Consider the following 12736-nt stretch of genomic DNA (forward strand, 5'->3'; position numbering starts at 1 on the left):
CAAACCCTTTACACTGTTATTATTAATGCGTTTTCCGTTAACCATACAACCGAAAACCCGATGATTCTTTGCGTCTTAATCTATCCCATTAGACCTATCCCGTTAGAATAGGTCTAAGTCTTTATCCGACGACATAGGCTAGAATAGCGCGCGATTATAGCACAGCAAAAAAAAATCGAACCCAAATTTACAAATTCATACGCGAGTTATCGCACGCAACCTTTTCACCCACCCGATGACACAATCCAGCCTCTACCGCATGCTGCGCATGCACAATCGCCCGATAAAAACCTTCTACCTCAGCAGCACCATGGCTTTTTACCACAACACCTTGTAGTCCAAGCAAGACAGCGCCGTTATATCGCTCTGGATTAAGAGAAAGCTTTATACTCTTCAATACAGGTCGAACCAGCACGCTCACTAGTCGCCCATAAAGCGTTCGCTTAAAACCTTTACGAATTTGCTGAAATAAAAACCGAATCACGCCTTCACTGGTTTTTAAAGCGGTATTACCAGAAACGCCATCGCATACAATCACATCAACTTGCCCGGAAAAAATATCACTACCTTCAACAAAGCCTTGATATGAGATTGCGTCTGACTGCCCTAAAAGAGCCGCCGCCTCCCGAACAAGGTCAGTACCTTTTAATTCTTCCTCACCAACATTGAGCAAACCAACGGAAGGCAAGGGTTTATTCTGCATCACCTCAGCCATCGCAGAACCCATTAAAGCAAACTGATACAGGTCATCCGCATCACAGCCTAAGTTAGCCCCTAGATCAAGCATCAAGCATTCGCCACCTTTAGCCGGTAACTGACTACAGATTGCAGGTCGACTAACCCCAGGATACATTTTAAGCAGATAGCGACTAATTACCGCTAGCGCACCGGTATTACCAGCGCTCACACAGGCTTGCGCTTCTTTATCAGCAACCGCTTGCACGGCGACATGAATAGAAGAACCTTTTTGATGGCGCAACACATGCTTTGGACTATCGCCCATGGCAACAGAAATATCAGAGTGGCGTAATTGAATACGATCTAACAGAGGGGATTTTTCTGGCAGCAACGGCTTGATTTGTTCAAGGTCACCAACAAGTAGAATAGAAAGATACTGACTTTTTTTCAATGCACGAAGGGCGGCAGGGACAGCAACGCGGGGACCGAAGTCCCCGCCCATCGCATCAATAGCGATCAACACAAGCAGACCTTATTCGTCGCCTTTGTCAACCACTTTGGTGCCACGGTAAAAACCATCTGCAGTCACATGGTGACGCAGGTGAGTTTCACCAGTAGTTTTATCTTCTGACAGCGTAGACGCAGTCAATGCATCGTGAGAACGACGCATACCGCGCTTAGAACGGGTTTTACGGTTCTTTTGAACAGCCATGACAACTCACTCCTAAATACAACTAGAGGTTGCAGTTAACGTTTTCCTTTCAACTGTGCAAGCACGCTAAAAGGATTTTCCGGTTTAGTTTCAGGTTGGACTTCTTCTGCTTCACCTGAAACCAGCATTTCACTTGTTACCAAGCAATCACCTTCATCATGATACAACGCAATGGGCAGCGTCAGAAGAATTTCATCTTCTATCACGGGTAATAACTCAAGCTTCTCGTCTTCGACGATCAGCGGTTCATACTGTTTCGGCAAGTTAGCCGCAGCCTCATCAGAAGCGGCGATAGCTAACAGAAATTCGCTATCAACCTCAAAAGGCATCGCTTGCATGCAGCGCTGACAAGGAACCTGAAACAGGCCCTTCAGCCTACCGCGTACAAAGCGGATTCTCTGAGGGTCAATATCGAACTCAAGACGTACATGGCAATGCCCTTCGGTACTCATTAGGACATCAAGCACGCGATGGCATTTTTCTAGAAGAATATCCCCTTCCAGAACACCAGCATCACGAGCTAATTTGTACGGCTCGATCGTAATGGGAAGTCGGTCACCAAACATAAGCGCGCAATAATAGGGATATGACCCGCAACTGTCAAAGAATTGAAGTCAAGAACAGCAAATAATCTCTGAAAAGATCGGATACAATCCGTTTTTCAGGGGGCAATCCATCCCCTAATCAGTGTATCGTTCGCGAAAACTGGCCGATATCAATTTATCAACTGGCCGATACTAATCCATCACAAGGATATTATTTTCATGCTCTCATTAGTTCTGGCGTCCACTTCCCCTTATCGAAAACAGTTACTCAACAAGCTTGGGTTACCTTTTATACAAGATTCACCCAATATTGACGAAACCGCCTATGAAAAAGAAAGCGCCAGCACACTGGTCGAACGCCTTGCCAAAGAGAAAGCTTTCGCTCTGACAGAGAATCATCCTAACAGCCTGATCATCGGCAGCGACCAAGTCGCTACCTTTGACGGGCGCATTATCGGCAAACCGCACACTAAAGACAACGCTCAAAAACAACTTAACCGCTTTAGTGGGCAAAAAATTACGTTTTATACGGGCTTAGCGGTTCATAATAGCGCGACAGGTGAGACCAAAAGCCTTGTGGAGTCCTTTGTCGTACATTTTCGCGACCTAACGGAACAAGAGATCATCCACTATATCGAACGAGAACAACCGCTGGACTGTGCCGGTAGCTTTAAAGCAGAAGGTCTCGGCATCACACTCTTTACTCACTTAGAAGGCCGAGACCCTAATACCTTAATCGGCTTACCACTTATCGCTCTTTGTGATCTTTTAATCGCCTTTGGTCATTCACCGCTATAGCCGTACAAAACGAGCGACTTAGAGAATACAAAACGAGCGACCTAGTACAGCTTTTGCTCACTGAGCAACGCTTTTATCTGAACACCCATTTCACGGCTGATCTGTTTCCACGGAGACAGCTCAGGCGTAAAATCAACCAGTCGACTGACACCAACCTTGCTCTCGGCCACTTGGCGCACACTGGCCAAACCATCAATCAAGCCTAAACCGACGGCTTGCTCACCACTCCAAACAAGACCAGAGAAAACCTCATCTTGATCAGCAAGGCGATCACCACGGCCATCTTTTACTGCCTTGATAAATTGCTGATGGGTTTCATTCAACACTGATTGCCAAAACTGTGCCTGTTGATCGCTCATCGTCGTAAAAGGATCGAGAAAGGCTTTATTATCACCAGCGGTAAAGACACGACGTTCAACGCCGAGTTTATCAATAAGCCCACCGAAGCCAAACCCAGCGGAAACCACACCAATAGAGCCGACAAGACTTGCGCGGTTAGCGTAAATTTCATCCGCACCAGCGGCGATATAATAAGCACCGGATGCCCCCATATCACGGATAACCGCATAAACAGGCACATCAGGGTTTTCGTGACGCAAACGCACTAGCTCGTCATAGACCTGCCCAGAATGTACCGGGCTACCACCAGGGCTGTTAATATTCAAAATAAGAGCACGGGTACCGCTATTATCAAAAGCAGCGCGTATTCCACGGATTAAACTATCAGCATTCGCTTCTTGCTCTTCGCCAATCTGCCCTAGCACATTAACAATCGCCACATGATCGCCGGTTTCAATATCACCGCTAATTTGATGAGCGGATCGCCAGAAAATAGCCATAGCCACCAGCACAACCGCTAAACGCACAAAACGGAAAAACAGTTTCCACCGACGCCCACGACGCTGCTCTTTCAAGGTCTCCATCAGCCAAGTCTGCATCAGCTTATTCTGTTGAATAGCAGGATCTTCAACCGTAGGGCTAACCTTCTGCATCACCTCTGCCGTGACTTCAGTTTTTTGTCCTTTTTCAGGCTCATTCCAATCTGATTGACTCATAACGTCATAGGATCCTTTTTCTCTTTCTAACAGCATTATTTCTTAACAGGCTAACAGCATTAGCACTCAATAACGCATTAACAAACCGTCACTTATTCTTCTAACAACCAGCCAACAAGTTGATCGAAGCGATCAGCGGTAAATACCGGCTTATAGCCCTGCAGCCGGTCGGGATGATGGGCACCATAGGTCACAGCCAAACGATCCATGCCTGCATTTTCAGCCATCCCTAAATCAAACTCTGTATCACCAACCATAATCGCATCACGAACATCAAAGCGGGCTTCATCGAGCAACTCATGCAACATAAGAGGATCAGGTTTTGATCGCGTCTCATCAGCGCAGCGAGTTAAATCGAAATAAGACCCCAGCGCCAGATCCACCAAAACCCGATCTAAACCTCGACGACTTTTACCTGTGGCAACAGCCAAGGTGCATCCTGCCGCTTTTAACCGAGTTAAACCCGTTTCAACGCCATTAAAAAGCGGCATTTCAAGGGTCGACCGCTCAAGAAAGTGATGGGTATAACCCGCTCTCATCTGCTCAACACCCGCATCATCAATACCAGGGCAAATATGGCGAATCGCCTCAGGTAGCCCCAGACCGATAATATTGCGCACCGCTTCATCCGTAAGCGGAGGTTGCCAGCCACAATCTTCACCAGCAGCTTGCATACTGCTAATAATACGCGCCTCAGAATCAACCAAGGTGCCATCCCAATCAAAAATCACAAATGGATATTTCACAATACACCCTTTATCAATAGTCCTAAACAGCTGGTAATTAAAAACCAACAGCCCTAAACGGCTGATAGCTGATCTAAAATCCGCTGCAAACTTGCCTCATAAGGTGCTTCAACCACCGTATAAGCACCTGTCGCAGGGTCAGGAAACCCTAAGGAAGCCGCGTGAAGGAAAAGCCGTTTAAAACCTAAGCTCTTAAAATGACGATCAACTTTCTCATCCCCATACTTCACATCGCCAATCAGGCTATGACCAATAGACTGAGCATGCACCCGAATTTGATGGGTACGCCCTGTAACAGGTTCCGCTTCAACCAAAGTACAAAAAACCCCCTTCGCGTCATAACGTTTTAAGATATTAAAGCGCGTCAAAGAAGCCTTGCCCTCTTTTCGATCCACCTTGACCACCCGCTCACGGCCACCAATATCGTGTTTTTTCAGCGGTGCATCAATCTCAGTGACAGCCTGGGGCCATCGACCAACTGTCAAGGCATGATACGTTTTACGAAACGCCTTTGCTTTTAGCTGCTCTTGCAGGAAATTAAGCGCTTTACGATTTTTTGCTAACAACAAACAGCCCGAAGTATCTTTGTCGAGTCTATGTACCAGCTCAAGATAGCAGCCTTCAGGTCGAATCTGCCGAAAGCTTTCAATCAAGCCTCCTTGAATACCCGATCCAGCATGAACAGCCAAACCCTGAGGCTTGTTCATCACAATCCAGTCATCGGTTTCTTTTAAAACCGCCGCCTCTAAAACCCGCGCCAATGCTTTGCTAACAGGCATATCCTCAGCTTTTTCAGCCATACGAACCGGCGGCACTCGAACCACATCATCCGTCTGCAATCGGTAAACGGCCTTGACTCGTTTTTTATTAACCCGCACTTCACCTTTACGAATAATTCGGTAGACAAGATTTTTTGGCACGCCTTTTAGAAACGTGATCAGAAAGTTATCAACCCGCTGACCCTCATGATGACTATCAATGGTGACAAAACGTACAGAGTGAGCAGCTTCAGCCACATGGCCTCCTGAGCAGTTCTTGAGTGAATTCAAATTGATGGTTTAAGTGATAACTGCTATATTGCACACCGCCTGAAAAGACAAACAACAGACATCTATTTGTCAGACATCTATCGTCGCCTGCATACCTGAGCGATGGGGTACGAAATCCCCCGACAGGAAAAACAGCTCGGCGTTCAGGCAGATACCACCGCTACAGTGTTCAATGGCGCAGGGTGTTAATAACACGTTATTAACAACGGGCTATAAGCAACAGCGTGATGGTAACAGATTACACATTGAATGTGAGCTGATTGATCAGCTCGCAATTTCCGTTAAACAGCACACCCAAACAACTTAAATTGTGCAAACGGATCAACTTATGTTTCGTGTCCGGTGAGACTTGCGGAACGACTGGATTGTTAAGCGTTGGCCGATTGCCAAGCTTGGTACCATCATTTGTCGTCATTCAGTCCTGTACCTTGCCACCAGTATGTTTTTCACCTTTTACTGAACCCGCCCTCAGCACCGAAGAGTCGGAGGGCCTCAGGTCAGTTAGAAGCTCGGCCCTTTGATCGAACCACTGCTTCACTTTTATAGAGCAGAGTAATAACGAAAGAAATCAGCCGCTGTTGAAGAGCATTAAGCACGCATAAAAATATTGATTCTAAGCTAAGCTAAAGTTGGCCAGATAATCTGGTATTTGGGTGTCCCAAGGACCCAAAATCTCGATGAAAAGAATGCTAATCAACGCAACTCAACCTGAAGAGTTGCGTGTTGCCCTTGTAGATGGCCAGAGACTTTATGATCTGGATATCGAATCAGGTTCCCGTGAGCAGAAAAAAGCCAATATTTATCGTGGCCGTATCACCCGTATCGAACCGAGCCTTGAAGCTGCGTTCGTTGACTTTGGTGCGGAACGTCACGGTTTTCTGCCACTAAAAGAGATCTCAAAAGAGTATTTCAGCAAGAAACCTTCTGAAATTCATGGCCGTATCAATATTAAAGACGTGGTTAAAGAAGGCACTGAAGTTATCGTTCAGGTCGACAAAGAAGAGCGTGGCAACAAGGGCGCAGCCCTAACCACCTTCGTTAGCCTTGCCGGTCGCTATCTTGTTCTGATGCCGAATAACGCCCGTGCTGGCGGTATCTCTCGTCGCATCGAAGGCGATGATCGCACCCAGCTGCGCGATGCCATGAACCAACTGAAAGTACCGTCTGATATGGGCGTTATCGTTCGTACAGCGGGTGTTGGTCGCAGCGCAGAAGAGCTACAAGTTGATTTGGATTACCTCCTTCAACTATGGGATGCGATTAAAAGTGCTGCGGTTGAACGTCCTGCTCCCTTCTTGGTTTACCAAGAAAGCAACGTCATCATTCGCGCCATGCGTGACTACCTACGCCAAGATGTTGGCGAGGTACTGATCGACAGCCCAGAAGTACATTTAGAAGCGATGAACTTCACTCAACAAGTGATGCCAAGCTTCCAAAGTAAGATCAAGCTTTATGAAGACCCTGTGCCTTTGTTCAGTCGCTTCCAGATCGAAAGCCAGATCGAAACTGCCTTCCAGCGTGAAGTAAAGTTACCTTCCGGTGGTTCTATCGTTATTGATCACACCGAAGCATTGGTGTCTATTGATATTAACTCCGCCCGTGCAACCCGTGGCAGTGATATCGAAGAAACCGCTCTAAATACCAACGTTGAAGCAGCCGACGAGATTGCACGCCAGCTACGCCTGCGTGATATTGGTGGCTTGATTGTTATCGACTATATCGACATGACGCCGGTTAAAAACCAGCGTGAAGTTGAAAACCGTATGCGCGATGCCCTAAAAGTAGATCGTGCTCGAGTTCAGATTGGTCGTATTTCTCGCTTTGGCTTGATGGAAATGTCCCGCCAACGCTTACGTCCATCCCTTGGCGAAACTAGCGGTGTTGTTTGCCCGCGCTGCGATGGCCAAGGCACGATTCGTGACGTTCAATCGCTTGCTCTATCGATTATGCGTCTAATCGAAGAAGAAGCGATGAAAGATCGCACGGCACAGATCCGAGCTATCTTACCGGTTAGCGTTGCCACCTTCTTGCTGAATGAAAAACGTAAAACCTTAAGCGATATTGAAACACGCCAAGGTGTTGATTTACTGATTGTGCCGAATCCCCATATGGAAACGCCACACTATGAAGTTTCTCGCCTACGCGATGACCAAATGGAAACCATCGGTGAAGAATCTAGCTTTGAAATCAGCCTAGAAACACCGGAAAAAGAAGAAGAGACGGCAACGCCTAAAGCAACAGAGCGCGTTCAAGCAGCTGTACGTAGCGTTGTACCTACGCATACCGCTCCTGTTGCCGCTCCTGCGCCTAAAGAAGCAGCGGCAACGCCTAGCGAAGGCTTCTTCTGCAAATTAATGAAAGGCCTAGGTAAACTATTCTCAAGCGATGAAGCCACTAGCGCCACAGAGCAGAAGAAGGCCCAGGAAGAATCCGAAAAAGAAAACCTTAACGTCCCTGACAAATCTGGCCGTAGCCGTCGTCGTAATGAGCGCAAACCACGCCGTGATAATCGTCGTGACAGCAGTTCTAGCCGAGATGGTAGTTCTAGTCGAGACGGTAGCTCTAACCGCGATTCTAACCGCGACAACAGCTCAAATCGTGATAGCAACCGTACTTCCCGTGAAGAACGAAATCCTCGTGATGATCGTAATCGCGATGATAAGCAGTCAGATGACAAGTCGTCACAAAATGATCGTAAATCAGATCATAAAAAGTCTGATAAGCGTAACGAACGCAACACCGACCGCAATGATCGCAAACGTCAAAGCAGTCGTGACAACAAAGCTAAAGAATCTAATGAATCTTCAGCGGAAGAGATTCAAGAGCAGAAAGCACAAGCTGAAGCTCGCGAAAATAACCGTCCGAAGAATAAGCGCACCCGTAACAATCCACGCCGTCGTCGTCGTAATCGCAATAGCGAAACAGCCGATCAAACGACTGCTCAGGATCAAAATGCGAATGGCGCAAATAATACAAATACTCAGCCGCAGACCAAACCGGAAAGCGCAAAGTAATCCGATAGCAATGCTCAACCTGAAAAGCCAGTAGTAGCAACTAATGTTGAAGCAACATCCGCAGTACAAGATGATGCTCAAACTAAAGATGCCGCCAAAGCAATTTGGGCAAAAGCAGAGGCGACTGTTGCATCACAACAAACAACCGTTGCCTCTCAACAGAACAGCCCAGCGCAAACAGAAAACGTGATTGCACTAGCGGATGCTCCTGTACAGGCCGATGTTGAAGATGCCAATAAAGCCGCTAAAGCAGCCTCAGCGCCTGCCGGTGGCACCCAAAGCGCACCTAAAGCAGCACCTGCACCTGTAGTTGAAGAAACAGTTGAACAAACGGTTGAACAAACAACAGAAAAGGCAGCTAAGAAAACAACTGAAACAGACGTTGAAGTAGCTAAAACCACACCGGAAACAAAAGCAACGGTTGAAACACCAGCCATCGCTGAAGAGCCAGCGGTTGAAACGCCTACTAAAACTGAAGTTGTAGCAGAAACGCCTGACATTGAGAAAGCGTCTGACGTTAAAGCCGCACAGGTAGACGTTATTCCAGAAGCGACAACCGAAACACCGGCTGAATCTACTGAAAAAACTGAAGCACCGGCTGAAAAAGCGGTTGTTGTTGATGTTGCTGAGCCAGTCGCAGAAACGGCTAAAGCTGAAGTAGCTCCTACAGAAGCTCCTAATACGGCTACAAACATAGCGACAACAGATACCGCAGCAACAGCAGAGCCTGCCGTTGAAACCGCCAGCACTGAGCAACCGGTAGCTGAAGCCGTTGAAAATACAGCGATTGAAGAACCCGCTGCCAATAAGCAACCGAAAAAGCGTGTTAGCCGCAAGGTGCGTGCTAAAATCGCCAAAGAAACCGGTGATATCGAACTGAAGATTCCAACGCTTAAGCCTAGCGAAAATCCAGTTCTGGCAGTAAAAGAAAAGAAAGAAGTGACTAAGCCTCGCGAACGTTTACCTCGTTCAGGTCGCGTTGCGAATGATCCACGCCTAAGCCGTGACAGCGGTGAATAATCCGAAGGATGATTAATACTCTTATTTAAGCCCTAATCATCCATGGATAAAAAAACCCAGCCTTATTAGGTTGGGTTTTTTTGTATCTGTTATATCTCGTTTACTTTTTTTCCTTACAGGCAGCTGTACTGCCATTTAAGGTACATCTCTTCTTTGCCATTCTTTCCATCACGTCACTAATCCGTTGCATAGACGACATAACGGTATTCAAACTATCCAACTGCTCAGAAAGCTGTTCCTGTAAATTATCAAGATGCCTGATAACAGGATGGTTTCTTTTATCGTGGGATACTTCTTTTTTGTTGATGGCCTGAGACTCGCTAAACCGCATCTGATCAGGGACACTGCGCTGACGGGAGGTCAAACGACTGAGGTCATCGGTCTGTAGGCTAACCAACCCATCTTGCTTTAGGAGTTCTGATTTCGTCCGTGCATTCATAAACCACCTGCTAGTATTGAGTAAGATCCGAGGCTTGTCAGCAGACAAACCTGTGAATTAACACACTATTAGAATGGTCTTTCCAGATTGCAGAACAATGAAGACTTTAAGGCAGGTAGCTGACGAAATTAAGATAAAAAGATGACGACAGCTTCAAATAAGAATGTAAGAACAAAACGTAAATTAACTTAGTTGACAACCTGAGGTTCACGTTCAAGAACAACACCAAAACGCTGCTCAACGCCCGTCACAATCTCACCGGCCAATGCCAGCAATTCGCTCGCTTGCCCCTGACCGTAATGCACCAGTACCAAGGCCTGCTTGGGGTAAACTCCAACACAGCCTCGTCTAATGCCTTTAAAGCCACTTTGCTGTATTAACCAACCTGCTGCCAGCTTATTAAAGCCTTTTTTGGCGGGATAAACAGGCAGCTCAGGGTGAATCGCTTTCAGAGCCGTTGCTTTTGCTTCTGTCACTATGGGATTTTTAAAGAAGCTACCGGCATTACCGATCTCTTTGGGGTCTGGTAATTTACTTTGACGAATAGTGCAAACTGCATTGGCGATCGCCAGCGGTGTTAAGGTCTGACTTTCTATTTGATCCTCTAAACAAGCCGCTAAGTCGCCATAACCCAGCACAGGACAGGCCACGGTCTGCAACCGTAACTGTAAGTGCGTAATAATCAGCTGCTTATCGCCACCGGCTTGATAATCTACCCGTTTAAAAATGCTGTCCCGATAACCAAAAGCACATTCATCCAAGGTCAGAACTACAGGCTGACCATCTTTGACTTGAAGCCCTTCCACCGCGACTAAACAATCCGCTAGCTCAACACCATAAGCCCCGATATTTTGTACCGGAGCTGCGCCAACACAACCTGGAATCAGCGCCAAGTTCTCCAGTCCATACAACCCTTTCTCTGCTGTTTCCATCACCAGGTCATGCCAAGTAACACCGGCCCCCACCCGCAACAACATACTACCATCTTGCTGAGGTTGATAATCCCGCTCGGTATTTGCCATTTGAAGCGTTAAACCAACAATATCAGCCGCTAAAATCAGGTTACTACCGCCACCCAGAGCAAAAATAGGCCATTTTTTTTGTTGAGCATATCTTATCGCTTCTTGGCAGGCCACAAGGCTATCTGGCTGACAAAAGTGTTCTGCATAGGCGGTAAAGCCTAGGGTATTAAAGCGGGTTAAATCTTTATGGTGTTCAAACATAATGGCGAGATCTGCTATTTCATTTCTGCGATTTGTGCTGATCGATTGATACCGATTCATAGTTGATAACCCAATATCAGCAGCGCGTTATTTTAGCCGCTGCTGAAGCTCGACTAATAACTTATGACCGGCAGCTTCAACAAGGTCTAGCACCTGCTCAAAGCCCTCATCACCGCCATAGTAAGGGTCGGGGACTTCTTTTCGACCAAGCTCTGGAATGTAATCCAAAAACAAACCAAGCGAGGCTTTACTTTCAACAGGCTGAATCGACTTTAGGTTATCCAGGTTGCTAATATCCATCGCTAGAATATAGTCGTACTGGTTAAAATCTTCAGAAACAGCCTGACGAGCACGAAGCGCACTTAAATCATAACCACGCTCAGCGGCAGCTTGTTGAGTACGAGGATCAGGTGTTTTACCAATATGCCATGCAGCAGTACCGGCGGAATCAACTTCAATTTGCTGCTCTAAACCGGCATCGACCACCAGCTGACGAAAGACACCATCGGCGGTGGGTGAGCGGCAGATGTTGCCAAGGCAGACGAACAATACTTTAAGGTGCGCCACAATTTGATCCTCTTAAGCGGCTGATCTTTTTAATCCAGATCTTCCAGTTAATCCAAATCTTCTAGGTCGGTATAATCCGAAAACTGACGTCGAATATGAGCACGAACCCGCTCAAGATCTTCAGCGGTATCGACACCAGCGGGATGATTTTCATCCGCTTCCGCCACATGAATTCGGACACCATTCCAAAGCGCTCGAAGTTGCTCTAACTGCTCAGCCATTTCAATGGGCGCAGGCGACCAGCTCACGAAGTCATTCAGCATTTTCACTCGGTAGCCATACAATCCAATATGACGATACAAAGGAGAAGCTGGCAGCTGATTAATTTCTTTTGAGAAGGCATCTCTAGCCCAAGAGATCGTTGCACGGGAGAAGTAAAGCGCATAACCCCGAGCATCCGTAACGACTTTAACCACATTCGGATTATGTACTGCATTTAAATCTTCAATCTGTTCGCACAGGGTAGAAATACCCGCCGAAGGATCAGCGGCCAGATTATGAGCAACCTGATTAATGAGTCTCGGGGGGATCAAAGGCTCATCACCCTGAACATTAACGATAATGTCATCCGCATAGAAGCCCAGTTTCTGAGCGACTTCCTGTAGGCGATCCGTGCCAGAAGGGTGCTCTGCCGACGTAAGACAAACCTCTGCACCAAACTCTGAGGCTGCATCAGCGATACGGGCATCATCGGTGGCAATAATAATACGGCTGGCTTCACTTTTAGCTGCTTGATCATAAACCCGCTGCAGCATCGGCTTACCTTCAATATCCAACAAAGGCTTGCCCGGCAAACGCGAGGAAGCAAAACGAGCGGGGATAACAACGGTAAAAGACATCAAAATGATCCTTATTTCTTAAACAGCGTAATAAACAGCAGAACCAGCCTC

At 46.9% G+C, this 12736-nt stretch carries 13 protein-coding genes; 3 read left to right on the forward strand and 10 right to left on the reverse strand.

Features of this window, described 5'->3' with window-relative positions:
- Window positions 1–187 precede the first annotated feature (187 nt).
- Genes plsX through G517_RS0101305 form a run of 3 tightly spaced genes read right to left on the reverse strand, consistent with a single transcriptional unit; the run spans window position 188 to window position 1956 of the window.
- Window positions 188–1201: a phosphate acyltransferase PlsX gene (gene plsX, locus G517_RS0101295; RefSeq protein ID WP_211224207.1), complete on the reverse strand. Its 1014-nt coding sequence runs from the start codon at window positions 1199–1201 to the stop codon at window positions 188–190.
- Window positions 1202–1210: 9 nt separating this feature from the next.
- The gene (gene rpmF / locus G517_RS0101300) at window positions 1211–1390 is read right to left on the reverse strand and encodes a 50S ribosomal protein L32 (protein WP_028302889.1); all 180 of its coding nucleotides are present in this window, start codon (window positions 1388–1390) and stop codon (window positions 1211–1213) included.
- Window positions 1391–1425: 35 nt separating this feature from the next.
- Window positions 1426–1956 (reverse strand): YceD family protein, encoded by a 531-nt coding sequence (locus G517_RS0101305; RefSeq protein ID WP_028302890.1) that lies wholly within the window; start codon window positions 1954–1956, stop codon window positions 1426–1428.
- A 198-nt stretch (window positions 1957–2154) separates the two neighbouring features.
- Here G517_RS0101305 and G517_RS0101310 point away from each other — a divergent pair, with 198 nt between their 5' ends.
- A complete protein-coding gene (locus G517_RS0101310) occupies window positions 2155–2733 on the forward strand; it encodes a Maf family protein (protein ID WP_028302891.1) in 579 nt (192 codons plus the stop codon).
- Between the two features lie 41 nt (window positions 2734–2774).
- On the opposite strand, the gene G517_RS17310 is transcribed toward G517_RS0101310, so the two are convergent.
- The 3 genes from G517_RS17310 to G517_RS0101325 all read right to left on the reverse strand — a co-directional run bounded on the left by G517_RS17310 (window position 2775) and on the right by G517_RS0101325 (window position 5550).
- Window positions 2775–3788: a S49 family peptidase gene (locus G517_RS17310; RefSeq protein ID WP_051205828.1), complete on the reverse strand. Its 1014-nt coding sequence runs from the start codon at window positions 3786–3788 to the stop codon at window positions 2775–2777.
- A 92-nt stretch (window positions 3789–3880) separates the two neighbouring features.
- The gene (locus G517_RS0101320) at window positions 3881–4534 is read right to left on the reverse strand and encodes an HAD family hydrolase (protein WP_028302892.1); all 654 of its coding nucleotides are present in this window, start codon (window positions 4532–4534) and stop codon (window positions 3881–3883) included.
- 53 nt (window positions 4535–4587) lie between these two features.
- Window positions 4588–5550: an RluA family pseudouridine synthase gene (locus G517_RS0101325; RefSeq protein ID WP_028302893.1), complete on the reverse strand. Its 963-nt coding sequence runs from the start codon at window positions 5548–5550 to the stop codon at window positions 4588–4590.
- A gap of 710 nt (window positions 5551–6260) precedes the next feature.
- Between G517_RS0101325 and rne the strand changes: the two genes are divergently transcribed.
- Window positions 6261–8597: a ribonuclease E gene (gene rne, locus G517_RS17315; protein ID WP_211224208.1), complete on the forward strand. Its 2337-nt coding sequence runs from the start codon at window positions 6261–6263 to the stop codon at window positions 8595–8597.
- Window positions 8598–8783: 186 nt separating this feature from the next.
- On the forward strand, window positions 8784–9617 hold the full coding sequence (locus tag G517_RS20835) for a hypothetical protein (RefSeq protein WP_211224209.1): 834 nt from the start codon (window positions 8784–8786) through the stop codon (window positions 9615–9617).
- Between the two features lie 100 nt (window positions 9618–9717).
- On the opposite strand, the gene G517_RS0101340 is transcribed toward G517_RS20835, so the two are convergent.
- The 4 genes from G517_RS0101340 to kdsB form a co-directional block, all read right to left on the reverse strand.
- A complete protein-coding gene (locus G517_RS0101340) occupies window positions 9718–10056 on the reverse strand; it encodes a hypothetical protein (RefSeq protein WP_028302894.1) in 339 nt (112 codons plus the stop codon).
- Window positions 10057–10244: 188 nt separating this feature from the next.
- On the reverse strand, window positions 10245–11339 hold the full coding sequence (murB, locus tag G517_RS0101345; RefSeq protein WP_245543161.1) for a UDP-N-acetylmuramate dehydrogenase: 1095 nt from the start codon (window positions 11337–11339) through the stop codon (window positions 10245–10247).
- A gap of 27 nt (window positions 11340–11366) precedes the next feature.
- Window positions 11367–11846, reverse strand: coding sequence for a low molecular weight protein-tyrosine-phosphatase (locus G517_RS0101350; protein WP_036589989.1), 480 nt, complete (start codon window positions 11844–11846; stop codon window positions 11367–11369).
- A 47-nt stretch (window positions 11847–11893) separates the two neighbouring features.
- Window positions 11894–12685, reverse strand: coding sequence for a 3-deoxy-manno-octulosonate cytidylyltransferase (gene kdsB / locus G517_RS0101355; RefSeq protein WP_028302897.1), 792 nt, complete (start codon window positions 12683–12685; stop codon window positions 11894–11896).
- Between the last annotated feature and the right edge of the window lie 51 nt (window positions 12686–12736).

It is taken from the genome of Oceanospirillum maris DSM 6286, assembly GCF_000422865.1.
GTDB classification, from domain to species: domain Bacteria; phylum Pseudomonadota; class Gammaproteobacteria; order Pseudomonadales; family Halomonadaceae; genus Oceanospirillum; species Oceanospirillum maris.